This is a genomic window from Paenibacillus sp. SAFN-054 (assembly GCF_051966755.1).
Lineage (GTDB): Bacteria > Bacillota > Bacilli > Paenibacillales > Paenibacillaceae > Paenibacillus_AQ.
In genome coordinates this window covers 464,359-489,786 of record NZ_JBQCKS010000003.1, presented here as the reverse complement: position 1 = coordinate 489,786, position 25,428 = coordinate 464,359, and the positions used below count along the sequence as shown (strand labels likewise).

The 25,428-nt window shown below is 56.1% G+C and carries 23 protein-coding genes and 1 riboswitch; of the genes, 5 read left to right on the top strand and 18 right to left on the bottom strand.

Features of this window, described 5'->3' with window-relative positions; translation table 11 throughout:
* Nucleotides 1-98: 98 nt before the first annotated feature.
* Nucleotides 99-180: riboswitch (ZMP/ZTP riboswitch) on the bottom strand.
* A 76-nt stretch (nt 181-256) separates the two neighbouring features.
* From ACTHPM_RS18050 to prfA, 8 genes are all read right to left on the bottom strand, one after another.
* Nucleotides 257-829 carry a low molecular weight protein arginine phosphatase gene (locus ACTHPM_RS18050; protein ID WP_440396369.1) on the bottom strand — a complete coding sequence of 191 codons (573 nt, stop codon included), beginning with the start codon at nt 827-829 and terminating at the stop codon, nt 257-259.
* A 94-nt stretch (nt 830-923) separates the two neighbouring features.
* Nucleotides 924-1,484, bottom strand: coding sequence for a manganese efflux pump MntP (locus tag ACTHPM_RS18045; RefSeq protein ID WP_440396370.1), 561 nt, complete (start codon nt 1,482-1,484; stop codon nt 924-926).
* A 165-nt stretch (nt 1,485-1,649) separates the two neighbouring features.
* Nucleotides 1,650-2,705 carry an L-threonylcarbamoyladenylate synthase gene (locus ACTHPM_RS18040; protein WP_440396809.1) on the bottom strand — a complete coding sequence of 352 codons (1,056 nt, stop codon included), beginning with the start codon at nt 2,703-2,705 and terminating at the stop codon, nt 1,650-1,652.
* Nucleotides 2,706-3,029: 324 nt separating this feature from the next.
* Nucleotides 3,030-3,782: a stage II sporulation protein R gene (gene spoIIR / locus ACTHPM_RS18035; protein ID WP_440396371.1), complete on the bottom strand. Its 753-nt coding sequence runs from the start codon at nt 3,780-3,782 to the stop codon at nt 3,030-3,032.
* Nucleotides 3,783-4,152: 370 nt separating this feature from the next.
* On the bottom strand, nt 4,153-5,334 hold the full coding sequence (locus tag ACTHPM_RS18030; RefSeq protein ID WP_440396372.1) for an FtsW/RodA/SpoVE family cell cycle protein: 1,182 nt from the start codon (nt 5,332-5,334) through the stop codon (nt 4,153-4,155).
* A 95-nt stretch (nt 5,335-5,429) separates the two neighbouring features.
* Nucleotides 5,430-6,659, bottom strand: coding sequence for an FtsW/RodA/SpoVE family cell cycle protein (locus ACTHPM_RS18025; protein WP_440396373.1), 1,230 nt, complete (start codon nt 6,657-6,659; stop codon nt 5,430-5,432).
* Between the two features lie 84 nt (nt 6,660-6,743).
* Nucleotides 6,744-7,649, bottom strand: a complete 906-nt coding sequence (gene prmC, locus ACTHPM_RS18020; protein ID WP_440396810.1) for a peptide chain release factor N(5)-glutamine methyltransferase — start codon at nt 7,647-7,649, stop codon at nt 6,744-6,746.
* A 25-nt stretch (nt 7,650-7,674) separates the two neighbouring features.
* Nucleotides 7,675-8,742: a peptide chain release factor 1 gene (prfA, locus tag ACTHPM_RS18015; protein WP_440396375.1), complete on the bottom strand. Its 1,068-nt coding sequence runs from the start codon at nt 8,740-8,742 to the stop codon at nt 7,675-7,677.
* A 339-nt stretch (nt 8,743-9,081) separates the two neighbouring features.
* Between prfA and ACTHPM_RS18010 the strand changes: the two genes are divergently transcribed.
* From ACTHPM_RS18010 to ACTHPM_RS17995, 4 genes are read left to right on the top strand one after another with little or no spacing between them, the layout of a single operon-like run.
* Nucleotides 9,082-9,666: an RNA polymerase sigma factor gene (locus tag ACTHPM_RS18010; protein ID WP_440396376.1), complete on the top strand. Its 585-nt coding sequence runs from the start codon at nt 9,082-9,084 to the stop codon at nt 9,664-9,666.
* Nucleotides 9,663-10,085, top strand: a complete 423-nt coding sequence (locus ACTHPM_RS18005) for an anti-sigma factor family protein (protein ID WP_440396377.1) — start codon at nt 9,663-9,665, stop codon at nt 10,083-10,085. Before ACTHPM_RS18010 ends, ACTHPM_RS18005 begins: the two co-directional genes overlap by 4 nt.
* Nucleotides 10,082-10,603 (top strand): hypothetical protein, encoded by a 522-nt coding sequence (locus ACTHPM_RS18000; protein WP_440396378.1) that lies wholly within the window; start codon nt 10,082-10,084, stop codon nt 10,601-10,603. Before ACTHPM_RS18005 ends, ACTHPM_RS18000 begins: the two co-directional genes overlap by 4 nt.
* Entirely contained in the window at nt 10,600-11,766 is a 1,167-nt protein-coding gene (locus ACTHPM_RS17995; protein WP_440396379.1) for a LiaI-LiaF-like domain-containing protein, read from the top strand. The genes ACTHPM_RS18000 and ACTHPM_RS17995 overlap by 4 nt, the downstream gene beginning before the upstream one ends.
* 290 nt (nt 11,767-12,056) lie before the next feature.
* Here the strand turns inward: ACTHPM_RS17995 and ychF are convergent, their stop codons facing one another.
* The 10 genes from ychF to ACTHPM_RS17945 all read right to left on the bottom strand — a co-directional run bounded on the left by ychF (nt 12,057) and on the right by ACTHPM_RS17945 (nt 23,781).
* Entirely contained in the window at nt 12,057-13,157 is a 1,101-nt protein-coding gene (ychF, locus tag ACTHPM_RS17990) for a redox-regulated ATPase YchF (protein ID WP_440396380.1), read from the bottom strand.
* Between the two features lie 198 nt (nt 13,158-13,355).
* Nucleotides 13,356-14,417: a type 2 isopentenyl-diphosphate Delta-isomerase gene (gene fni, locus ACTHPM_RS17985; protein WP_440396381.1), complete on the bottom strand. Its 1,062-nt coding sequence runs from the start codon at nt 14,415-14,417 to the stop codon at nt 13,356-13,358.
* 152 nt (nt 14,418-14,569) lie between these two features.
* On the bottom strand, nt 14,570-16,048 hold the full coding sequence (locus ACTHPM_RS17980; RefSeq protein ID WP_440396382.1) for a phytoene desaturase family protein: 1,479 nt from the start codon (nt 16,046-16,048) through the stop codon (nt 14,570-14,572).
* On the bottom strand, nt 16,045-17,226 hold the full coding sequence (locus ACTHPM_RS17975; RefSeq protein ID WP_440396383.1) for a glycosyltransferase: 1,182 nt from the start codon (nt 17,224-17,226) through the stop codon (nt 16,045-16,047). Before ACTHPM_RS17975 ends, ACTHPM_RS17980 begins: the two co-directional genes overlap by 4 nt.
* A 25-nt stretch (nt 17,227-17,251) precedes the next feature.
* Nucleotides 17,252-17,998 (bottom strand): lysophospholipid acyltransferase family protein, encoded by a 747-nt coding sequence (locus ACTHPM_RS17970; RefSeq protein WP_440396384.1) that lies wholly within the window; start codon nt 17,996-17,998, stop codon nt 17,252-17,254.
* Entirely contained in the window at nt 17,967-18,737 is a 771-nt protein-coding gene (locus ACTHPM_RS17965; RefSeq protein ID WP_440396385.1) for a carotenoid biosynthesis protein, read from the bottom strand. Before ACTHPM_RS17965 ends, ACTHPM_RS17970 begins: the two co-directional genes overlap by 32 nt.
* Nucleotides 18,734-19,603 carry a phytoene/squalene synthase family protein gene (locus ACTHPM_RS17960; protein WP_440396386.1) on the bottom strand — a complete coding sequence of 290 codons (870 nt, stop codon included), beginning with the start codon at nt 19,601-19,603 and terminating at the stop codon, nt 18,734-18,736. Before ACTHPM_RS17960 ends, ACTHPM_RS17965 begins: the two co-directional genes overlap by 4 nt.
* The gene (locus ACTHPM_RS17955) at nt 19,600-21,066 is read right to left on the bottom strand and encodes a phytoene desaturase family protein (RefSeq protein WP_440396387.1); all 1,467 of its coding nucleotides are present in this window, start codon (nt 21,064-21,066) and stop codon (nt 19,600-19,602) included. The genes ACTHPM_RS17960 and ACTHPM_RS17955 overlap by 4 nt, the downstream gene beginning before the upstream one ends.
* Nucleotides 21,063-22,613 carry a phytoene desaturase family protein gene (locus ACTHPM_RS17950; RefSeq protein WP_440396388.1) on the bottom strand — a complete coding sequence of 517 codons (1,551 nt, stop codon included), beginning with the start codon at nt 22,611-22,613 and terminating at the stop codon, nt 21,063-21,065. The genes ACTHPM_RS17955 and ACTHPM_RS17950 overlap by 4 nt, the downstream gene beginning before the upstream one ends.
* A gap of 247 nt (nt 22,614-22,860) precedes the next feature.
* Nucleotides 22,861-23,781, bottom strand: a complete 921-nt coding sequence (locus tag ACTHPM_RS17945; protein ID WP_440396389.1) for a MerR family transcriptional regulator — start codon at nt 23,779-23,781, stop codon at nt 22,861-22,863.
* A gap of 297 nt (nt 23,782-24,078) precedes the next feature.
* On the opposite strand from ACTHPM_RS17945, the gene ACTHPM_RS17940 reads away from it, so the two are divergent.
* On the top strand, nt 24,079-25,428 hold the full coding sequence (locus tag ACTHPM_RS17940) for an Nramp family divalent metal transporter (RefSeq protein WP_440396390.1): 1,350 nt from the start codon (nt 24,079-24,081) through the stop codon (nt 25,426-25,428).

Genomic DNA, 25,428 nt, shown 5'->3' with positions numbered 1-25,428 from the left:
ACAGCAAATCCGCTGCTCGGATGCCTTTTGGATGGTTTTTCTATTCTATTAGGTACATGAATACAAAAAAGAGCAGTCCGCGGTTAACCGCAGAATTGCTCTTTTGCCCAGGCGACCGGCCGTATACCCCGGTGCTCCATCGTGGTTGATCCACATTTGTCGCCAGTTACACCGGAACTTCACTTTTTCACAACCATCATAAAACATTCAACTGCGAAAATCAATCCGTAATATTATTCCTTTAGGCGTAAACGAATCACTCCAGCTTATCAAGCAGCTGCTCGATCGCCGTGCGGATTTCGGCTGCCGCCAGATCATAATCTTCCCGCGAGCCTCCGAACGGATCGGAAATGTCGAAGCTCGGCACCCGCTGCTGAATCTCGATCAGGCGCTGGCGTTCCTCGTCGCTCAGCTCCTGCCCGAGGGAGCGCTTGACCTCCCATGTCGCATACAGGCTGTCCAGCTCCGCAAGATCGTTCAGCACCGCCTCATCGCTCTCCGCGTATTCCTTCAGCGTGAACACTTTGCCCACCGCCTGCGGGAAGCTGCGGATCACATGCTGCTTGTGCCCCTGCGTCAGGGTAAGTATCAAATCGGACCACAGTACCGCATCCAGCCGAAGCGGCTTGGACGTCAACCGGTCATCGATATCATGATCGCGCAAAACCGCCTCCGCGTGCCGGGACATGGAAATTCCGTCCATGGCAGCCACGCCGGCCGAGCGGGCTTCGACCGCTATGCCGCGGTCCTTCGCCATTTTGCGCAAGAGAGCTTCCGCCATCGGGCTGCGGCACGTGTTACCCGTACAAACAAACAATATATGCTTCACGTCTATCGCACCTCCTGGTTTGTTTACGTTATTGTATATGAAAAACGGCTATCGGTATACTTTCACAACAAATCAGGCTTATTTTAAGAAAAGCTCAAAAAATAAAGGCAAGGCCAAATCCAAGAAGAATCACGCCGCCCAGCGCCTCTCCGAAATCCCCCAGATTGCGGCTTACCCGCCTTCCTAAGAGCAGTCCCATGACGGACATCGCACCTCCGCAGATGCCGAACGCCAGTACAGTCAAAATCAGGTTGCTCTGGAACATGCCGAGCGAAACGCCGACGGAGAAAGAATCAACGCTCACGCTTAGAGCAAACAGGATCATGCCCAGCAGGGACCGATGATCAATAATCCGCGTTTCGCCGCTTCGGAAAGAATTGAATACCATATGGACGCCAAGCAAGATCAGCAGTCCTCCTGCGGCATAGGTAGTAACCTGTCCCAGCAGCGAGCTTACATACTGCCCGGTGAATATGCCCAAAAGCGGCATCAGGATATGAAAAAAACCGATGAGCACGCTGATTTTAAGCACATGCAGCAGCCGGATTCCTTTCATGCCGATGCCAATCCCCAAAGAAAATGCGTCCATTCCCAGTGCCGCGGCCATAATCAGTATCGTAATCAGCTGCCCCAGGCCTGCAGACGTCTCCCACATTCATAACTCCCCCATGTCCGTTAGGTTCTTGTACAACCATATGCGGACAAGTGGACAATCATGACTTATACATGGGAAGCGCACTGCCCTGTATACATTGAACGAAAGAAAGGCCCTACGCCTGTTCTAAATGAAAATCAAGGATCAGCAAGGTGGAACTTCAGTTCATTCTGTATGACCAAGCCGGATGACGGATTGGCCCGCGGCCTTGCGCAGCCGGTTCATGATCGCCGCCCCGAGCCCCTCCTCCGGACAAGCCTCGGATAGAATAAACCCGACGTTCTCCTCATCCATGCGGCGGAGATGGGCGTATAGACGATGTGCAGCCGTGTCCAGATCGGAAAGGCTGCCCAGCGACAGCACGCAATCAGCCTGATAATCCGCCGCATGCTCTTCAAATGCCAGGACGCCCGTCCGTTCGCCGCGCCCAGCAGCTTCCCGCAGGCGGGCATTGATCCAATCGGACACCGCAGACGGCGATTCCCCGGTCACGATGCTGAGCTCTCCTTTAGGGGCATAATGGGTGTATTTCATCCCTGGTGCCCGCGGCGCCTGCTCGCTTCCCGTTTCCGAGACCAATGCGGGATCGAGCTGCACCGGAACGCCGGCAGCCTGCGCGAGCTGCTCCAAGGTAACGCCGCCAGGACGCAGGATGGCAATACTTCCATCCGCAAGCACCTGCACGACGGTGGATTCCACGCCGACGCCCGTGGCCCCGCCGTCGACGATCCCGTCAATCGAGCCGCCAAGATCCTCGAGAACGTGGCTGGCAAGGGTCGGACTCGGCCGGCCGGAGCGGTTCGCGCTCGGTGCGGCAACCGGGCAGCCGGACTCCTCGATCAGGGCGAGCGCTACCGGATGATCCGGCATGCGGATCCCTACTGTGCCCAGCCCGGCTGTCACCCGCGGCGACAACACATTCGGCTTGACCGGCAGCACGACCGTCAGCGGCCCCGGCCAAAAGGCATCCATCAGCTTGCGAGCTGGCTCGCTGACTTCCTGAACCAGGCCATCCAGCTGCTCCTCCTTCGAGATATGCACGATCAGCGGATTATCCGATGGTCTCCCTTTGGCGGTGAACACGGCTTCAACCGCCGAAGTCGAGCGGGCATCCGCGCCCAGCCCGTATACGGTCTCCGTCGGAAAAGCGACAACCCGGCCATCCCGCAGCAGTGCAGCTGCTTCCTTGAGGAGCTCCTGTAGCTTTGAGCGTTCCTTCATGGCTTTCGGATCAACATGCCAATACGGAGGGGTAGCCTTGGTACCCGCCCCGGTTTCTTTTTCTGTATGCGTCATTTCCATCCCGTCTTTCTTTTCTATGATCAACCCGCAAAAAAGCGCCTTGCAGGCGCCCTTTTGCTGTTCAGCACTTTATAATAAGCTGCATCCGCAGCGGCCTGTCTTTTGGTATCGAAAATGCTTTTCTCAAAACAACAACTCGATGCGGCCCTGTCTCCTTTGAGAGTAAGCCGGGACGTTTTCTTAATATATTAGCACAGTTTTTTCCGCGGCGTACATCCCGGAGCCCATCCCCGTCTCTGCGGCCTAGAACAGCGATTTGAACCAGCTTGCGATGCCATCAAGCAGATCCCAGAGGAAAAAGCGGACTTCCGTCTTGGACGCAGTGACCGGCGCAGGCGCCGCATCCGCGTCTTGAACTGCTTGATCATCCTTCTCGGACGGAGTATACGACGTTTTCTTTACTTTGGCTCCCTGATCCTTGCCTGCTTCAGCCTTTGCTGCCGGCTGCGCGGCCGCATCGCCGCTGCCGGCATCGATAAAGCATAAAGGCGGGAACAATACGCACCACCAGTTCTGGCCTCTGCCCTCGCCGAGCGTAATCCGCAGCGCTTCATACTCGCCCGCCGGGTAGACGGTGCCGCCGTATAGCTTCGTCGGAAACGGTACGACGCCAAGCTCGACGTTGTAATCGTATGCGATCCCCTTCTTATCCAGCTCCCTGCCGACCAGCTCGTTCAGCTCCGGCAGGTGCTGCAGGATCGTCTCCCGCGCCTGCTTCAGGCTTTGCGGGTCCTCCAGCTCCTGCACCCAGCCGTCCATCTCAGCCACGACCGCGTCGCGGATTTCGCGTTTGACCAGCTGATCATCCGGATTATCCGAGTTGGCGAGTATGCGCAGGCGTATGGATTCCTGCGGGATCGGGCCACCTGCGACGGCGGCGTCGGTTTTTTGAGCTTCCCAGGTCATCGCAAGCATAAACAGGATACAAAAAATAATGGCGGTATTCTTAACGAGAGACCGGAGACGGTCTTCTTTTTCATAACGGTTCGTATACATGATTCGTTCCCCCTCTATCAAATCCTTATGATACTGATCATTGTGTCCGGATTTGATAGAGTTTAAACCCCGCAATCTATGAATCTATAAGAAAAACGCCTATCGACGTACTTTCAAAGGTAGACAGACCGCATTTAAGATGTTGTTTTTCTTGCGATTATAGAATTGTTCAGCTTCGCTGAAAACTTATAAATTCTATAATCTTAAGAAAAACGCCTATCGTCGCAATTTCAAAGTAGACAGACCGCGCTTTGGGGATGTTTTTCTTGCGATATCAGGATGGTCTTGCTTCGAATTTTATACTTCTGATATCTATAAAAAAGACCGCTGCACCTTGCCCCATATGGGACCCTGGCGAGCGGCCTCTGCTTCATGCATGTTTGGTTGACGCAAGCTTCTGGGACTGCATGACAATGTCTTCGTTAATCTCCTGGCCATGCACGCGTACGCTCATCACGATGCCGATACTCGCCATGTTGATCAGCAGCGAGGTACCGCCGTAGCTGATAAACGGCAGCGTAATCCCGGTCAGCGGCATGATACCGATGAAGGCGCCGATATTCTCGAATATCTGATACAGCATCATCGAGACGACCCCGACGATCAGCAGCGGACCGGCGCGATCCCGGCATTCCAGGCAGATCAGGATCATCCGGTGAATCAGAATGAAGTACAGGAGCAGCACGACCGAGGATCCGACAAAGCCGAATTCTTCGGCGATTTCCACGAAAATGGAGTCGGAATACGTATACGGAACGCGGCCCGACTGCACCGAGGTGCCCTTCATATAACCTTCGCCCAGCATGCCTCCGGATGCGATGGCTAGCTTCGCGTTCTTGGTATGGTACGAGGCTTTCGCCGTAGCCTTGTCCGGTACGAGCCAAGGGTCGATACGTTCGGTCCAGTGATTCCGCCCGATACCGTTCAGAAACTTCTCGATATTATCGTGAAAATGGATGTATGAGAAAATACCGCCGATGGCCACCGCCGCTAAGATGACGAGCGCAAGAAACGCATGCAGAAACTTGATATTGCCGATCCATAATAGCCCGAGCAGGATAAGCACGTAACTGAGCGCGTTCCCCAGGTCATTCTGGAGCATGACGAGCGCGAACGGGATAAAGGTCAGTCCCCCGATCGGCAGTACGTCCCGCCAGAGGGACAGCCTTGCTTTGGGCCGCTTCATCAGCAAATAGGTCAAGAATATGATCAGAATCAGCTTGAACAGCTCGGCCGGCTGCAAGCTGAAGCCTCCGATTTTGAACCAGCCCTGTGCGCCGTTGACGTCCGATCCGAGAAAATTGACGGCAATCAGCAGCAAGATACCGAATAAATACACATACAGCGCATACTTAACGAGCAGCTTATAGTCGAGTAAAATGAGCCCAAACAATACGATAAAGGCCAATATGTAATACTCCAGCATTTTGATGTGGGAACCTTCAAACTTCGTTCCGGCTGTTACGCTGTAGATGGCCATCAGACTGATACCCATGAATATGAAAAGGATGAATACGACGACGTAATCCACTTTTTTCAGTTTTTGAAGCATTTGCTATCCTCCTGTGCGGGGCTCTTTATGCCCCTCCTGCCGTGATGCTGATCGAAATCTCACTTGTCTATTGTAAAGGAATAGCCATGCTAGATTCAATTCCTGATAAATCCATTGCGGATATGCTGTACCGTCCGGCTGAGCCAGCCTCCCTCCGGCGGACCTTCCGGCAGCGGAAACGGTTCTTCCTCTTCCTGTCCGTAAATGCGGATGCTCATGACGATGCCGACACTGATCATGTTGATCAGCAGCGAGGTGCCCCCGTGACTGATAAAGGGAAGGGTAATGCCTGTGAGCGGCATCAGACCGATAAAGGCACCGATGTTCACGAAAATCTGATACACGAACATGGTTATAATCCCGGTAATCAGGTAAGGCCCTGCCCGGTCGCGGCAGTCTGCCGCGATGAGAACCATGCGATGAATCAAAATGAAATACAGCAGAAGCAGGACCGACGAACCGATGAATCCGTACTCCTCGGCGATCTGCACGAAGATGGAATCGGCATAAGCCAGCGGTACCCGTTCAGACTGCACCGTCGTCCCCTTCATATAGCCCTTGCCTTCAATGCCGCCCGACCCGATGGCCAGCTTCGCGTTGTAGGTCTGCCAGCTGACGTCGCGGGATGCCTGATCCGGCACGAGCCAAGGGTCAAAGCGCGCGATCCAGTGTGTCTTCCCCAGATCCTCGCTAATTAGCTTAACGGCTTTATCGTGATAATGGATGTAGGCCTGAATGCCGCTGAATACCGCGGCGAATCCGATGGCCAAAGCGATGAATGCATGCGTATATTTGATACCGCCAATCCACAGCAGCCCGGCCAAAATCATCATGTAGCTGAGCGCGTTGCCGAGATCGTTCTGCAGCATGACCAGAGCCCATGGCACGAGCGTGATGAGTCCGAGGGGTACGACATCGCTCCAGAAGGAAAGTTTGTTCTTCCGCTTTCTTACCAGCACAAAGGAAATGAATATGACCAGAAACAGCTTGAACAGTTCTGCCGGCTGCAGGCTGAGACCGCCCGGAAGCGTGATCCAGCCTTTGGCGCCATAATATTCATTGCCGATAAAGAAAACGAGGACAAGCAGCATGAGACCGAAGAGATAGATATATAACGCATACTTGATCAGCAGCTTGTAGCTGACCAGCGAGAAACCCAAAAAGGCCGCGAAGCCAAGGACGTAATAAATAGCCATGCGCTCCGCGTAATGCCCGACCTTCGGCCGGCCAACGGTGACGCTGTATATCGAGAACAGGCTGAAGACCATCAGCGCCAGCAGGATCAGGATGATGGACATATCCATTCGTTTGAATTTCTGCAGCATGCGGCATCCTCCAATATGTGTTAGGAATCGGAAAAATCTGGCTTCCTTATCTCTATTGTAGTTTAACCCGGATGCAATACAAAATTAACGCGGCTGATTCGCTACGCCAAGCACATGGCGTTCAATGCCGGCAAGGTCCGGGACGATGATGATCTCGTCCCAATGGCCCGCGGCGCGCAGGAGCTCTGCGACGTCCTGCGCCTGCCCCTGCCCGAGCTCGAATCCGATGAGCCGGGGCGGGGCCTGGAGCAGCGGCAGCTGCTCCATCAGGATGCGGTACGGCGCAAGGCCGTCCGCGCCGCCATCCAGCGCGGTGCGCGGCTCATGGTCGCGCACCTCCCGCTGCAGGCCGGCGATGTCGGCCGCAGGGATGTACGGCGGGTTGGACACGAGGATGTCCAGCCCGCAGCCCGCAAACGGTTCGAGCAGGTTGCCTTCCCGGAAGGCAACCTTAGCGCCGTTTGCGGCGGCGTTGCGCGCGGCGACCCGCAGCGCGTCCGCCGAGATGTCGCTGGCGTGCACCCGCCAGCTTGGGGCCTGCAGCGCCAGCGTGACCGCGATGGCGCCGCTGCCGGTTCCGATGTCGGCGCATGCAATCGCGCCGCCCTCAGAGACGCCGCCCGCAGGCTTCGCGCCCTGCGGCCACAGCCGTCCGGCCTGCTCCAGCACGGCCTCCACGAGCAGCTCCGTCTCCGGCCGCGGAATCAGCACGGCCGGCGTAACTTCAAAGGGGATGCCGTAGAACTCCTGCTCTCCCGTAATGTACTGCGCCGGTTCTCCTGCACCGCGCCGCGATACCGCCCGCTCCCACAGCTCCGTGCGCTCAGCGGGAAACATCTCGGGCAGCGCCATGTAATAGGCGGCCCCTTCCAGCCCCAGCACATGCTCAAGCAGCAGCTGGGCGCTGCGCTGCGGCTCCGTCACGCCGCATGCCGTTAAAAAAGAGGAAGCCTCTATAAAGGCTTCCCGTATCGTTTGCTTTGGCGTCATCACAAAAGTGGTTTCCTGCAAAGCGTTATTCCCCTTTTTCCATCATGTCCGCCTGCTCGGCAATGTTCAGCGCGGAGATGATCTCTTCGATTTCGCCGTTCATCACCTGGTCGAGCTTGTGCAGCGTCAGACCGATGCGGTGATCCGTCACACGGCTTTGCGGGAAGTTGTAAGTGCGGATCCGTTCACTGCGGTCGCCGGTACCGACCTTGCTCTTGCGCTCGCCGGCATACTTGGCTTCTTCTTCCTGGCGCTTCATATCGAAGATCCGGGCGCGAAGCACCTGCAGTGCCTTCTCCTTGTTCGAATTCTGCGATTTGCCGTCCTGGCACGTCGCGACGATCCCTGTCGGGATGTGCGTGACGCGTACGGCGGATTTGGTCGTATTAACGGACTGTCCGCCCGCGCCGCTGGAACAGAACGTATCCACGCGGATATCCTTGTCATGGATTTCAATATCGAAATCCTCGACCTCAGGCATCACGGCCACCGTCGACGTCGACGTATGGATACGTCCGCCCGATTCGGTCGCAGGAATGCGCTGCACGCGGTGCGCGCCGCTTTCGTACTTCATCTTACTGTACGCGCCGCGCCCGTTAATCATGAATATAACCTCTTTGAAGCCGCCGAGGTCGTTCGTATTGGCATCCATCAGCTCCACGCGCCAGCCTTGGTTATCAGCATAACGGGTGTACATGCGGTACAAATCGGAAGCAAACAGCGCCGCTTCGTCCCCGCCGGCCGCGCCGCGGATTTCCACAATAACGTTCTTTTCGTCGTTCGGATCTTTCGGAAGCAGCAGCACACGGATTTTCTCGTCGAGCTCGGTCTGGCGGGCCGTCAGCTCTTCGATTTCCATTTTCACCATTTCGCGCATGTCGTCGTCGAGCTTCTCGCCCTGCATGACTTTCGCCGCATCCAGTTCTTCGGTTACAGTTTTATATTCAGTATACGCCTCGAATGCAGGCTGTAAGTCGGATTGTTCTTTGGAATATTCCCGAAGTCGCTTGCTGTCATTCACAACATCAGGATCACATAGCAGCTCGCTCAGCTTTTCGTAGCGGTCCGCCAAAGCTTGTAATCGGTCCAACAAGGGGGTTCACCTCTCCTGTTCAAAATGCTTTCGGTTGTTGCATATAAAGAAAAGCGCCGTTTATCCCGTTATTGAATACAAAATGATGCGAAAAGACTTCCCGTTACCCGGGTTTCTTTATACACATATAGGATCAGACGACTTTTTATTATATCATGCATTATACAATTTCGCCAGCTATAAAACCGCGGGAAAAGCTTAATTCATAAGAAATTTGCCCGGATTTGCCCTGCGGCATCCGCTTTCCCATAAAAGTGCTTGCCACTGTAACGTAGCGGAAAATAATGGATATGTCTTGCCTTTAATTTTTTCTCGAAAATGCTGCAGGGATACCTGAAGATGCATCGTCAAACTAAATCGAAAGCGACAGGGGGGAGAAGACTGGAAGAGTTGCAGTGGGTCCGGGCCGTCAAGGCAGGCCACCCGGAAGCCTATAAATTTTTGGTGCAGCGTTATCAGAATATGGTGTACCATGTGTGCCTCAAAATAACGGCCGATGACGTATCGGCCAAAGATTTGTCCCAGGACATCTTTATGAAGGCTTACTCGGCGCTGCCGGCCTTCCGCGAGGATTCCTCCTTCTCCACTTGGCTGTACCAGATTGCCGTCCGTAAATGTCTCGACTGGAAACGCGCGCATCAGCGCGAGCAGGCACGGCGGAGTCCTGGGGAAGTAACCGAAAACGACTGGGTAACGGACGAAACACCCGAGCAGATCGTATTGTCGCAAGAGCGGAGCCGCAATCTCCGAAGGATTGTCGACGAGCTGGCTGAGCCCTACCAGTCAGCCGTCCGGATGTACTATTTTGAACATTGCTCATATCAGGAAATTGCCGAAAGGCGCGGCATAACGCCGAAGACGGTTGAGTCGCAGCTGTACCGCGCCCGGGCCATGATGCGAAAGAAAGGAGAGGAATTACGATGAAATGCGAATTTATACAATATCAGCTGGGGGCTTACGCCGCAGGTGAACTGCCGCCCGAATCCTCCCTTTATATTGAAAGGCATCTGCGTACCTGTCCCTCCTGCCAAGAGTGGCTGAAAGAGGTCGAGGAGATGGCCAGCATCTGGCAGCAGCCCGATACGGAGCTTGAAATACCGGATTTGACGTTAGATGTGATGAATGAAATCCGGCAGATGCCGCCCCTGTATAAACGTCAGGCTTCCCGCACGAAGCCAAAGGATTCACGGAAAACGATGATCGCCCATTTCGGGCTTGCCGCTTGTATCGCCTTCTGCTTGTTCCAGTTCGGGGTATTCGAGCACTTGCAGACGGGCATTACGCAAGCGACGGAGATCTTCTCCAATTCCGTGGACCATATCATGAAGGAGGGTAAACGATGATTAGAAAAAGTAAATGGGCCACATTCCTGCTCGCTTTGGTTCCGGGCCTCGGCCACTTGTACCTCAATTTCACCAAGCAGGGATTGCAGATTATGATGGGCACCTGCGCCTGCATCATTTTAATTCCATCGATTCCGCTGATCTTCTCGTTCGCACTTGCGATTCTATGGTTCTACCAGATGTTTGACGCCCTGCAAAAAGCTACCTGGATGAAGGCCGCAGCCGCGGAGCATGAGCGCATGATGATGGGTCAGGAGACCTTCGGGTACCCGTGGACGGCGCAGGACTGGATGACGCTCGGAGGATATCAGAAGGAAACCTCCATGAATCCCGTGTGGACGGGTGGAGCCTGCGTTCTGGTCGGTGCGATGGTGCTGCTCATGACCATATTCCCCGATCTCTGGCACTGGCTGCTCCAGCAAAACGTGGCAAGCGTTCTGCTCGCTGTCGCGCTGATCGGCTACGGCCTGTGGCTTTTATTCAAAAGACCTGAACGTAAAGGAAGCGAGTCTCTATGAACACTCCCATCAATACTGCCCCGCCCACCGTTAAAGTAGGCAGGTGGACCACCGCCATCGGGCTCATCGGCATTGGGGTCATGATTTTGCTGCAGTTTAACCACGTGATCTCTTTCGAGGCGCTCAAATACGTGTGGCCCGTGCTGCTGATCCTTCTCGGCCTGGAAGTCGTGCTCGCCAACGTGATTCATTCCGAGAAGCGCATCCGCCTCGGCGGCGGCAGCGTCACGATACTCATCCTGCTGATGCTTGTCAGCGCTGCGCAGGTCGCCATTCCGAATTGGAGCAGCATCTTCAACAAAGGGTATGTGAGCAAGGTCCAAGGTTCTACCGAAATTGCCGCAGGCATCAAGCGGGTAGAGATTATTGTGGATAAGGGTAACGTTAACGTCCATGGTTCGGAGAAGGCCAGTCTCTCTTACGAAGGAAGATTCCGTCTCCGGAATGCTTCCAGCCAGGAAGCTGCAGACCGTATCGTAAAAGAGGACTGGAAGGTCAACCAATCCGGCGATACGCTGGTCCTCTCTCTCGAGCCGCAGCATGAGCTGTCCATTCATATCGGCTTTAACAGCCTTGACGATGAATACTTGAACGTCGAGCTTCCCAAAGCGCTTGAAGTCGAGGTACACACGAAAGACTACTCGATTACCGGCGATCAGCTGGATTCGAACGTCACCGCCGTCACGAAGAACGCTTCGATCAAGCTCAAGAACATTAACGGCAAGGCTTCCGCCTCAACGTCGAACGCTTCGATTACGTTAAACAACGTAAAAGGCAGCGTCTCCGCGACAACGTCCAACAGCTCGGTCCATTTGTCCGACATCGGCGGAGCGGCACAGGTCAAATCGTCAAACGGCAGCCTGACGCTGGATCGGATCGCAGGTACGGTCACGGCCAAAACGAGCAACAGCTCCATCAAAGGGACATCAGCCATTGGCGGAGACTGGACCTGCACCAGCTCGAACGGCAGCATCTCCTTGAACGTGCCGAAGAACACGAACGCCGCAGTCAAGGCGAAAACCTCCAACTCCTCCGTCAAGGGCGACATTCCCTGGAGCGAGGAAAGCGGCGATAACAAAGGGGCTGCCACGCTTGGCGACGGTTCGAACAAGGTGGAGCTGACGACATCCAACGGCAGCATCAAAGTGAATTACGGTGAGTAAACGTCAATCAACGTACCTTCAAAGAGAACAGACCGCATGAAGTTGTTGTTTTTTTCTTGCGATATCATTGAAGGGCTTGGCTACGATCTTTATACTTTCTGCTTTCTTAAACAAAAAAGAACCTTGAAGGGCTTACGCCTGCTCAAGGTTCTTTTTTGTTTCACCACGATGTATTGCTTGATGGATGTTACAAAAAACCGTCCCGTTTGCCGCACTTCGGCAATCAGGGACGGTCCTGTGAAGAAGACGGGCTGCACACGGACAGCCCCGTCTTCTCCATCGGTTAACATTTATACGTTAAAACGGAAATGCATCACGTCGCCGTCCGCAACGACGTACTCCTTGCCCTCAAGGCGCAGCTGGCCGCGTTCTTTGGCCACGTTCATCGTGCCCGCTGCCACCAGGTCATCGTAGGACACCACCTCGGCACGGATGAATCCGCGTTCGAAGTCGGTGTGGATGACGCCTGCCGCCTGCGGTGCTTTCATTCCCTTGCGGATGGTCCATGCACGGACTTCCTGCACGCCGGCTGTAAAGTAAGTGTACAGGCCCAGCAGGCGGTACGCCGCTTTGATCAGGCGGTTCAGACCGGATTCCTCAAGGCCCAGCTCCTCCAGGAACATCGCCTTGTCGTCGCCTTCGAGCTCGGCGATTTCCGCCTCGACCTTGGCGCTGATCGGTACCACTTCGGCGTTCTCGGCCTTTGCGAAATCTTTGACCTGCTGTACGTACGGGTTGTTGTCGGCATCGGAGACTTCATCTTCGCTGACATTGGCTGCATAGAGGACCGGCTTCAGGGTCAATAGATGCAGATCGCGGACGATCGCCTTCTCGTCGTCGGACAGCTCGATGCTGCGCGCAGGCTGATCGTTGTACAATGCTTCCTTCACGCGTTCAAGCACGGCCACTTCCTGCTCATACTGCTTGTTGCCGCCCTTCATGTTTTTGCGGGAACGCTCGATGCGCTTATCCACGCTTTCCAGGTCGGCGAGAATCAGCTCCAGGTTGATCGTCTGGATATCGCTTACCGGATTCACCTTGCCGTCGACGTGCGTGATATTCTCGTCTTCGAAGCAGCGGACGACATGCACGATCGCGTCAACCTCGCGGATATGGGCCAGGAACTTGTTGCCGAGTCCCTCGCCTTTGCTTGCGCCGCGAACCAGACCGGCAATGTCCACGAATTCAAATGCAGTAGGAACCGTCTTGTTCGGCTGTACGAGCTCAGTCAACTTGTCCAGTCGCTCGTCCGGCACCTCAACGACGCCTACGTTCGGATCGATGGTGCAAAAAGGATAGTTGGCGGATTCTGCGCCCGCCTGGGTAATCGCATTAAACAAAGTGGATTTGCCTACGTTCGGCAGTCCCACGATACCTGCTTTCAAAGCCATGGATATGACAACTCCTATTTTCATATTGGAATGGGCTATAAAGCCTTCATAAAATCCATTTACACGCGAGAGGGCAGACCCTCTCAGGTCCTAACCATTATATATTAGAACCCTGGGGGCATCAAGATAAAGACCCCGGCGGCCAAGCCTGCAAAAAAGCCTCCAAATCCCGTGCACGCCGGGCTGAAGGCTTGCTGATCATGCTATTCTTACCAATCTCTTGGTGGCACGGAGCGCCGCGACGTCCGCGGCTCCGATGCCGAACATGGCCGTGCGCAGTTCAAACTCTACCTGCTCGAGGGCCGCGTGCAGCGAGTCCTCCGACTCCACCGCCGCTCCCAGCAAGCTCCGTCCGTAGCCTGCCAGATTGGCCCCGAGCGCTAGCGCTTTGGCCGCGTCGACGCCGCTCCTCAAGCCGCCGCTCCCGATCAATCCTGCCTCCTGGGACACTTTCCGGATCTCCGTAATGCATTCTGCCGTAGGGGTCCCCCATCCGGCGAACGCCTCCGCGGCGGCACGCCGTACCGCGTCCTTGTTGCGGAACTTCTCCACTTGGCTCCAGGAGGTGCCTCCGGCCCCGGCTACATCCACGAACTCAACACCCGCGTTCAGCAGCTGTGATGCGGTTTCGCCGTCGATGCCCCAGCCGACTTCTTTGACGCCTACCGGGACATGCAGCTGTCTGCACACCTGTTCGATCCGCAGCAGAAGGCCGCTGAAGTTCGTGTTGCCCTCCGGCTGGAACACCTCCTGCAGCCCGTTCAGATGCAGCACCAGCATGTCCGCGCCGGCAATATCCACGGCACGGCGGCATTCCTCAGCGCCAAAACCGTAGTTCAGCTGCACCGCGCCGAGATTGGCAATGACCGGGATGCTCGGGGCATGCCTGCGGACATGGAAGGTTGAAGCCAGCTCTTCCTTCTCCAGCGCCGCGCGGACCGAGCCGACCCCAAGTGCCCAGCCCCTGTCCTCGGCCGCGGCTGCAAGCCGTTCATTGATGGCTCCGGTCGCCCGGCTACCGCCTGTCATGGAGCTGATAAGCAGCGGCGTCCGCAAGGCCATGCCCACAAAGCTTGTCTCCAGGGAAATCTCGTTAAAATCCGTTTCCGGCAGGGCGTTATGACGGAAACGGTAGTTTTCAAGACCCGAAGTCACACCTACGCTCCCCACCTCTTCGTTCAAGCAGAGGCGGACATGCTCTATTTTCCGTTCACCCGTGGGCACCTCAGGCAGCAGCGAATCTGTGTGTTTTTCGTTCATGGCGGGCTCCTTTCTCGCGCTGTTAACGTTGTCCGATCGTGATCGTCTATATCAAATGAACTAAAGTTTAACCATTCTCCTGCTTGGCTCCATCCGAAATCCCCTGCGAAGCGCCTTCCCATTCTCTGGTTCAACGGATGCAGAAAAATATATTATACCTTATGTGCATCGATATATTCACCTACAAGCCTGCCGGACAATGTGACGATCGGCGTTCCGCCGCCCGGATGCGTGGCACCTCCCACGAACCATAGTCCGTCTACGTCCTTGCTCCGGTTGCCCGGACGGAAGAACGTCTGCCTGAATGAGTTCGAGGATATGCCGTAGATCGCCCCCTTGTAAGCCAAGGTGTCTTTGGCGATGTCCTGCGGGGTGTAATGCATCAGCACATCATTTCGGTCGATATCCGCCAAGCCGTATGCCTTGAGATCGCTCATAACCTTTGCCCCGTAAGCCTCCGTCTCCGTGTTCCAGTTGGTCAGCGGGCTGAGATACGGCGCGTTGGCCAGGATAAAAAGGTTGCTGCATCCGTCCGGTGCCATGCTCTTTTCCGAGTACCCCGAATAGCAGATATAAAGCGCTGGATGTTCGGCAGGAATCTTGTCCCCGAAAATCTCCTGAAATTCGCGTCCGTAATGCTCGGGAAAAAACACGGTGTGATGCAGCAGCTTGCTGTATTGGCGAGGAACCCCCGCCAGCGTGACAAAGCCGGACAACGAAGGCTCGTAGCTTCTGATCTTTTCATTATTCATGGAGGGGCGGTCATCCTCATCAAGCAGCATCCGGTTCACGCTCAGCATATCGCCGTTCGCCACGACCGTCTCAGCCGGATAAAAGCCCCGATCGGTATCTACGCCTTCCGTTTTGCCGCTCCGCACGGCAATGTGCTTGACTTCCGTCCCGGTGATGAGCTCTACGCCCAGCTCCTTGGCGAGCCTGGCCATCCCCTCTACCAGCGCATAAGTTCCGCCGCGGACGCCATAAATGCCCATTTCCGCCTCCACGTGACCGAGCATGGCAAAGATGGAGGGGGCTTGATGAGGGGACGAGCCTACATAGGTCGAATATCTGCTCATCATCGCCAGGGTGTTGGGATGCTTGAAATAGCGTTGAAGCAGCGACTGCAGCGAGGTGGCCGGCCTTACCCGCAGCAGGCTGCGCAGCATAGCCGGACTCGCCTTGTCCCGCCATTTAAGCAGCAGCTTGTTCAGGAAATACTCCTCCGATAAGTGAAATAGCTCTGCCGATTCCCGAAGGAAGCTTTCGTACTGCAGTGCGTCGGAAGGGCTGAACGTCGAAATTTGGTCCTTCATCTTCTCCACATCTCGTGTCAAATCGATGACGGAACCGTCAGCGAATATATTCCGCGCGCGCGGCTCCAGTTCATACATTCCCACATAATCGTCCATGTCGGCCCCTGCGCCACGGAAGACGCTGCGGAAAACATGGGGCATCGTAATGGTGCTCGGCCCGCGGTCGAAGGTATACCCATCCTTGCAAACCCGCTGCAGCTTGCCGCCGGCCTCCTGCTGCCGTTCCAGAATGGTCACATTCCAGCCCCTGGAGGCAAGCGTGATCGCACAGGAAAGTCCCCCGATTCCCGCGCCTATAACAATGGCTTTGTTGGTCATTCGTAACGCCTGCCTTTCCATATGTAACCTCTTCCGGTCCTTCCCGCCCTCCAGGAGCTTAACGCAATGGCGGACAAGCAGCATATGCTGACGGGCAGCAGCAGAAACAGCCACGATGGCTGGCCCCCGGCCCGGTCCGCCGTCCACTTGACGGCCATGCCGGCCAGGATGGCTGCGAAAGCCCACCATGCTGACTCGTTATAACCTATTACCCAAATCATACCAACAGAAAGTAGGGGCAGCAAATACAAAAAGAAATAAAGGATCAGCATCCCGCCGAGAATGAAGCCGCTGCGTCCGACGCCTTCGTATATATTTTTTTGGTAACCATGCCAAACCTCCCGTCCGCTCGAATACATCCGCATCTTCAAATGATGCCTGGCATCCGCAAGAGTAACCGGTTTTCCGGCTTCCTTAACCCGCCGCGCAAGCGCCATGTCATCCACAAGACCAGACCTGATCGCCTCATGGCCTCCGCATAAGTCATAGGTATCCCTGTCGATCAGCATAAACGCTCCGTGAGCCGCCACGAACCGGGGATCGCCGCTCCGCCGCACCAGCAGAACGGGAAGGTGGCAGATGATCGTGAACATCATCATAGGTACAACCAGCCGTTCCATCCATGTCCCCGTTTGCTGGTAGGGAAAGCCTGTGACAAGCCCCGTTCCTTGCTGCAGCGCCGTAGCCATGGCAGACTCGATGGCGTCCCGGCCCATCCGGACATCGGCATCCAGGAACAGCAGCCAGCGGCCCTGTGCCGCCTGAGCCAGCTGATGGCATGCATACGATTTCCCCATCCATCCATGCGGAAGCTCGGTTCCGGATAGAAGCCGGATCCGCTGATCCGCAGCGGACATCAAACGGACAAGCTCTGCCGTCCCATCGTCGGAATGATCGTCAAGGACGAGAATTTCCACGGCAAAGCGCTCCGGGACATTGGCCTGGACGGAACGCAGGCAAGCTTCGATATTTCCGGCCTCATTGCGGGCCGGAATGCAGACGGACACGAGCGGCTGCCCCTCAGCCTCAGTCATGGCTTCGGTAAGAAGGCAGCCGGGATGGCGGGTCCTGCAGTTTTGGTCCACTTGTCCCAGACGGGGAAGCAGCTCGGCGTTCCACAATGCAAAGCTAAGCTGAATGAACAAAATAACGGTGATGACTTGGAAAAGAATCAGCATCTCCTCCCCCCTTTCAAACCCATCGTTACCGCCATAGGCCCGCTCCGAAATCTTTCCATGCCTCAAACCGCTCATTAACGGATTTTCCCGTCCGGATCAGCGGCTCCAAGCCACGGGGCGACCCGGATGGGGAGTTGACCAGCCACCCCTTATGCTGATCCAGCTGCTCCGTCAAGCCCATTTCAAGCGTGTCTGCGATGGAGCGGCTGGTCAGCTCCCGCCAGGGCAGCAGCAATGGGTCCCCGAACCGGATGGATGCTTCAGGCTTCTCATGCCGGCCGAATCCGTGGTACAGCGTCACGGGGACCACGACGGTTTGCGGTACCAGCTTCAGAATCAATCCGATGCCCGGCTTGAAGCGGAGCGGCCTCTCCTCCACATGGCGGATTTCGCCTTGGGGAAATATCCATGCACCTGCTCCCTGCCGCAAAAGAGACGCGGTATACCGCAGCGAAGCCCGAATGTCCGCCGGCCGTTCCCGGTCTATGGAATAAGCGCCAAGTTTGCGGAAAAAACCGTACTTCCGCAGCTGCCGCTCCTCCATCATCATATAATGCTCCCTTGCAGACCGTTGTCGCACGGCCAGGCAGACCAGCAGCCCATCCCACCATGTGCTGTGATTCATCATATAGAGGACGGGTCTATCCCCGGCATCCGGGGGATCCACGTTTCCCGTCATGCCAAAGGACCGGAAACGCCGGCCGATCAAATAATAACGATTATAAATCGTAAACCATCGTTCAAACGGTTTGGACTTGGTTGCGGTTAGCATATCGTAAGCTTCCTTCTGCCATAATGATGCCGAGCAGCGCCGCGGCAAAGCTGCCTGTCAACCCGGCCTTAAGGGCCAATATGCCGAACAGCAGCAAAATCATTTGATATAAAAATGTACCCTGGCGCGCTGCCTTCCTGTCAAAAGATAGATCCGGCAGCAGCACCGAAAGCAGCCCCCCGATGACAAACCAGCTGAAATAGTTGTTCACGGGGACGCCGTAAAATCCTCCCGAGGATTGCCAGAACCAGAATTTGCGTTCGAATGCCACCGGGTCAAGACATAAATCGAGCAGGACAGTCCAGCACCCGGTTGCCAGTGCCCGCCTCAAGCGCCCCTGCACGCCGGGATCATACTTGCCGAGCAGTGCACCGCTGCAAACGACGGCCATCCAGGCGAACCCCATGGTGACCGGCACCCCGAACACGGGGACACCTAATATGTCGGTGTATTCATATACCCCGAACGGCCACCCCGTATGTACTCCCAGCCATTCGACCGCCATTCCTCCGAGCCAGATACCTGCGGCCGAGAGTGCCAGGCTTACCCGTTTCCGGGCCGCCGTTTCGCGATTCAGCCCGGCATCAGCCGATCCCTTGGATAGCAAGTAGAGGGCGTACAGTCCGTAAAACACGAGGAAAAGACCATTGGAAAACTTCAATACATCCGGCACGCGAAAAAAAATCAGCAGCACGGCCCCGACCGAATACCAGCTCCAGAACAGAAGATGGGCGATCATAAAACCGCGGCTTCCGTGACCCGGCTATCCTGGGCATATCGCGCGGCGACGGAAAAGTAGAGCCTCAACTTGCTCTCGTCACTCACGTAAGCGCGCTTGCGAAAGACATCGTATTCATTCTCCTCAATGGCCTGGATGATCGAAAAATAAAAGATCGCGGACAGCTCCACCGCCAGGCCGCTCTCGCGTGGATACGAGTCCAGAAACGCCAGACCCTGCCGAAAAAAAGTAAGCGCCCTTTCCTTCAGCTCCTTCATCATGGAGATAAAGGCTGCATTGACCCGCTCATGCTCAAAGTCGTCTTCCGTGTAACCGTGGCGCGCCATCAGCTCGAGCGGAATATAGCGCCGCCCACGCCGCTTATCCTCCCCGACATCACGCATGACGTTAACGATCTGCATCCCTTTCCCAAGCGCTATGCCGGAAGCGGTAGATGACAAATCCGCATCCTCCCGCAGCACCGGCAGCAGCATTTCTCCGACGGTGCCCGCGACCAGGTAGCAGTAACTTTCCAGCTCCGGCATCGTGGTGTAGCGGGTGAGCACCAGATCGGAAAGCTGTCCTTCCATCTGGCGCAGGAACGGACCTTGGTCAAGCTGGGGAAAGGTCTCGAACAGCCAGCGCAGAGCCGGCCAGATGAAATGTCCCTCCGCCTGTTCCAGCGATTCAAACCGGCTGCGCAGTTCGAAAATTGAATAGGGAGCATGCCCCGGTTCGTCGACGCTGTCGTCAATCAGGCGGCAGAAGGCATAAATCACATAAACAGCTTCCCGGCGCGGACTCGGCAGCCCCCGAAAAGCATGATAAAACGAAGATGACCCCTTGCGGATCATGTCCTCGCATTGCTGAAACATGGCTTCCATCATACACTCATCTCCTTTATCAACTGATCTGCCGCCATCTTGGCCCCCTGCATGACAATCGGCACGCCGCCTCCGGGATGCACGGAGGCTCCCGCTGCATACAGGCCTGCAATCGAGGGGTACGGCTTTGCCTGCGGCCGGAACACGCCCGATTGGGATAACAGTGGAGCGATACCGAAGCTTCCGCCTCCATACAGACCGTCGTGCAGGGCATCCGCCGGCGTACGCACCTTTTTCCAGCGGATATGCTCGCGGAGTCCCGGGAACCCCCGCTGCTCGGCTTGCAGGATGACACGCTCCGCCAGCCGGGATGCCTCTTCCTCCCAGTTCACGGCGGCCGCAGGCGGCACCGGGATCAGGAAATAGAGGACGCTTTCCCCGGGAGGAGCCGCTTCATCGTCCAAGGCAGCCGGATTAAAAACATAAAAAGCGGGATTGCCCGGCAGCCTGCCGCCGTGACGTCCGAAGGTTTCCTTCAGGCTCCCGTGAAGGCTCTCAGGCAGGAAAAACTGATGTGTCAGCATCCCCTCCCACCGCCTGCTCACTCCCAAATACACGAGCACGCATCCCGTCGAGGGCGTAAACCGCCGGCTTCGGTTTCTCGATCCTCCACCTTCGAGCAGGGGACCGAGTGACGGGAAATCGCCGTTGTAGAGCACGGCGTCAAACGCTTCTTTGCCTGCAGCAGTTCCGACATCGGTCGCTCTCCCCCCGCGGATGCCGATCGACGTTACTTCCGCGTTCAGCCTGACGGATACTCCGCGCCGTTCCAGTTCCTCTCCGAGCAAGCGCGGCAGCATCCCGTATCCGCCCTTCAGCATCCATACGCCGTACTCATGCTCCGCGTAGGGGAGCAGGCTGTATATGCCGGGCGTGCCGAACGGCGTACCTCCGATGTAGAGGCTTTGGAGCGAATAGGCATCCGTCAGCTCCTCGCTCCTGAAGTATCGCCCGATCTGGGCGCGCATGCTGCGGTATGCGCGCATCCTGGCCATCAGGGACATCAGCCCCGGCTTCCAGAAATCCCGCTGCCGCTGAAAGGGCTGCTCCAGAAAGCCTGCCCGGCCGGGAAGGAACAGCCGGTCCATATCCCCCATGAAACGCTCAAAGCCGGCTCCCTCACCGGGAAACATCGCTTCGATTTCGGCAGCCTGCTCCTTGCGGCCGGCATGCTTCGTCAGCACTTTGCCGCCGGCATAGTGAATGCGGTACAGCGGATCGCAGGCCAGCAGCGGAAGCCTGCTTCTGGCGATGCCAGCTTCTTCAAGGATGCCGTGGAGCATATCAGGCAGAAGGACAATCGTCGGTCCCTGATCGATCCGGTAGGGCCCTTCCTCCTCGAAGGCGATCCGTCCGCCCAGACGGGGACCGCGTTCAAACAGCGTTACCTTCAGGCCTCTCCGCTGCAGGAGCAGCGCGGCCGTCAGACCGCCGATGCCGCCGCCGATCACCGCTACACGCTTCATATCGTCCTCCCTGCTTCCACAGGAGAAGCGGCGCGGTGCAGCCTGCGGCGTGTCACCCGGTCTTCCTCCTCCAGCAGGCGCACGCTGATCTGCGCCGATTCGAAGATCGTCGGCAGGCCGCTGCCCGGATGGGTGCCGCCCCCGACCAGCCAGACGCGGTCAACTTCCTCGAAGCGGTTGTGCGGCCGAAGCGCCATCATCTGGCCAAGGTTATGCGCCAGGTTGAAGGTTGCGCCTTGATGCACATCCAGCTGATTCTGCCAGTCCAGCGGGGTAAAGAACAGCGATTCCTCGACGCGGGAGGATAAGCCCGACAATTCGGGAATACGCTCCAGCCTCTGCATCATCTTCTCCTGCATTCGCTCCCTGTCCCGTTCCCAATCGATCGAGCCCGTTAAATTCGGAACTGGCATCAGCGTATAGAGCGAGGATTTCCCCGCCGGGGCAAGGGTCGGATCGATTGCCGACGGGTTATGCACATAGATGGACGGATCCTCGGAGACGATTTTCAGCCTCGTCATTTCCTCGACGTTACGGCGGTAATCCTCTGCAAAATAAACACCGTGATGCGGCAGCTCCACGGAACCGTTCACGCCGAGATACAGCATCGCCGTCGACAACGAATACCGCTTCCGTCCAAGTTTTCGCGGCGCATACTTGCGGAGCAGCCCAGGCTCGAACAACCGGTGCATAGCGGTGGCAAAGTCGGCATTGATGACCACGTGATCGGCTTCAATCCGCTCGCCGTTCTCCAGCAGCACGCCGACTGCGGTTTTGTTTCTGGTTAGGACTTGTTTGACTGCACATGAAGTATGTATCTGTCCGCCAAGCTCGCCGATAATGCGGGCCATTGCCGCAAAAATGCGGTTCACGCCGCCGATTGGATGGTACAGCCCGTATTTGTGCTCGATATACGAGAGCATGGTAAAGGTGCCCGGACACTCCCAAGGGGACATGCCCAAATATTTCGCCTGAAAAGTAAACGACAACCGGAGCCGTTCATCCTTGAAATAGCGGGACAACCTGTCGTATACCGACTGGTGGGCGTGAAGCACGGGCACGGCGCGCAGTACATCCTTTTTCAAATAATCCGTCCAGGAAGCGAAAGGACGGCGAAGCAGCGGCATCACGCGCTCAAACTTCACCTCCTCCTCCCTCATAAAGCGCCGGTATCCGCCCTCATCACCAGGGAATAGCTCGGCGATCTGCGCAGCCGTCGCCTCCATGTCCCGCGAGGGGCTGAAGACGGTATCTCCGAAGTGAAGCGAATACAGGGAGGACAGCTCTTTCATCTCGATTTCCTCCGCTAACGATCTTCCGGCAGCAGCGAACAGCTCTTCCAGAACTTGAGGCATCATCAGAAACGTCGCTCCCCGGTCAAACCGGTAATCCCCCAACTGAAGCAGCCCGGATCTGCCGCCGACAACTCCTTGCTTCTCAAATACCTGGACATCGTACCCGCGGGCGGCAAGCAGCATGGCTGCGGCCAGTCCCCCAGGCCCGGCGCCGATCACGGCTACCCTTCTCCGTTCTGTTATGCGCGCCATTGACGATCACCCTTCCAGCACCCGGAAACGTATAAATCCGGGCTTTTTTATCATGCACAAACATTATACAAATTCGATACAAATATAATACAAATATTATACGCACTTGTAAACCCTTTGTGCCTCTGCATCCGCTGCCGGTGCCTATACCTATGCACAAAGAAGCCTGAAGAACCATAGGTTCAACAGGCTTCTTGTCATTTTCGTTATAGGGGTGCAAGGCCTTGGAGCGACCCTGCGGAGCGGTTCAGCGGAAATAGGCACTTCTTTCAAACCAAGCCTGCCACTGGTCGGCCGGCTCGTTCATGACCCATTGCGGGAATTTCGATCGTTCGGCCCTCGCATATCCTTGCCCGCCAAGGACAAAGTTCACGTCGGAGCAGCGCTCCGCAATAATCGAAATCAGCTCGTCCGTCTTCGGCACCAGCGCCTCATCCATGACGGAAATGCACACCAGCCGGACATGCTGCCCCCCGATCAACTCCAGCACGCCATCCAGCGGCGTATTCGCGCCAAGGTACAGCACCTCGGCCCCGTTCTTGCGCAGGAACAGCGAGAACAGCATTAACCCGACCTGGTGGTGCTCCCCCTCGGGACAAAAGGAAAGCACCTTCGGAAGCTTCGGATAGATCGGGAACAGATGGAAAAATTGATAGAACCGCTGGGATATGAGCGACGTCATAAAATGCTCCTGGGCGACCGTCGCCCTCCCTGCTTCCCATGCGTCTCCTACCCGGATCAGCACCGGGACGAGCACATGGTAAAACATCGCATCATAGCCGTACATCGAGAAGCCGAAATCGATCAGACCGTTGGCACGCTCTGCCTGAAACTGGAACAGCGTTGTATAGATCTGCTCGGACATTTTCGCAAATGCATCATGGGAATTCCCCACAGGAGGCTCGGTAAAGGCATGAATCTGCCGCTTCTCCCGCTTGTACTCCTTCAGGAGCAGCACGGCCTGCGATATGCTCATATGCTTCTCCTCCACCTGCTCCTTCAGCCAGCGGAGGTCTTCGATATTTTCATCGCTGTACACCCGGTATCCTGAATCCGTACGCGTAGGATTAACCGCCTCATAACGGTTCTCCCATGCTCTCAGGGTAACGGTCGGAATATCCAGCATTTCGGAAACCTGTTTAATGGAATACACATTGCTCACGCTCACTTTAACCTTTAATCATCGCTTCCCCATCGTTGGACATTCATGGTTAACATTCTACAAATTCAATACACCGATTATACATGATGCACCTCATACTGTCACTCTAAGAACACGCTGTCTCAATGTTTCCCTCAGGAAAATTTTTGACGTACATGCAATTCCGGGCTGCCCATTCCATATGATGAGGTAGCAAAGCGAAGGCCCCGTCCAAAAGGTCTACGCCATGTTTGATGCCGCTTTCGTTCGATCCTCCTGAGGAAATCAAAGAAGACTCTAACTGTGGAAAGGTGTGTGCTGCCTATGAATGCCAGCGAAGAAAGCAGATTAGCCGCTGCGAACCGCGGATGGCGGAAGCAAAACGGTAACCCGAGCCTGCCGGAGGTCCATCATTCCATGAAGGTCCCGCTGAAGGCCGGCTTCCTGCGGAAACTGCTGGCCTTTGCCGGCCCCGGTTATCTCGTTGCGGTGGGTTACATGGATCCCGGGAACTGGGCATCTGACCTGGCCGGGGGCGCCATGTTCAATTACTCGCTCCTGTCCGTCATCATGATCTCCAATTTGATGGCGATTCTGCTGCAGTCCCTTTCCGCCCGCCTCGGCATCGCTACCGGCCGCGACTTGGCCCAGGCCTGCCGCGATCATTACAGCAAGCCTGTGAGCATGGGACTCTGGGTGCTCTGCGAGCTCGCCATTGCCGCCTGCGACTTGGCGGAGGTCATCGGCACAGCCATCGCGCTCCAGCTGTTATTCGGAATACCGCTCGTGTACGGCGTACTGATAACCGCAGTCGATGTCATACTGGTGCTGATGCTGCAGAATAAAGGATTTCGGCATATCGAGGTCATGGTCATTTCCTTCATCGCCATCATTATCATGTGTTTCGGGGTAGAGCTCTTCCTCTCCAAGCCCGACATTGCGGGCGTGATGCACGGCTTCATTCCGACGACGGATATCGTGACCAACCCCGAAATGCTCTATATCGCTCTCGCTATGCTCGGAGCGACCGTCATGCCGCATAATTTGTACCTTCATTCCTCTATCGTCCAGACCCGCCAAATCGATCAAAGCCTGGCTGGCAAAAGATCGGCAATCCGCTTCGCTACGATCGACTCCACCGTCGCTTTGACGATCGCGCTGTTCGTGAATGCCGCGATTCTCATTTTGGCTGCATCCGCCTTTTATTCTACGGGGCATACTGAAGTAGCGGAGATTCAGGACGCCTACCATTTGCTCACCCCGCTTCTCGGCACGGGTATGGCCAGCATCCTGTTTGCGGTGGCGCTGCTCGCTTCAGGCCAGAACTCCACGTTGACCGGTACACTCGCTGGGCAAATCGTGATGGAGGGATTCCTTAATCTCAGGCTGAAGCCATGGATACGCCGGCTGCTGACGCGGATGATTGCCATCATTCCGGCGGTGCTCGTGATTGGATTATACGGCGAAGGGTCCACCGGCCAGCTGCTGATCTTCAGCCAGGTCATTCTATCCCTCCAGCTGAGCTTTGCAGTCTTCCCGCTCGTCAAATTCACCTCCGATCCCGTCAAAATGGGTCCGCTCGTTGCGCCTCGCTGGGTTCGGATTCTCGCCAGAATTGTCGCGGTCATCATCGCCGCATTAAATATTTATCTGCTGTACGGCACCTTTTTCTAA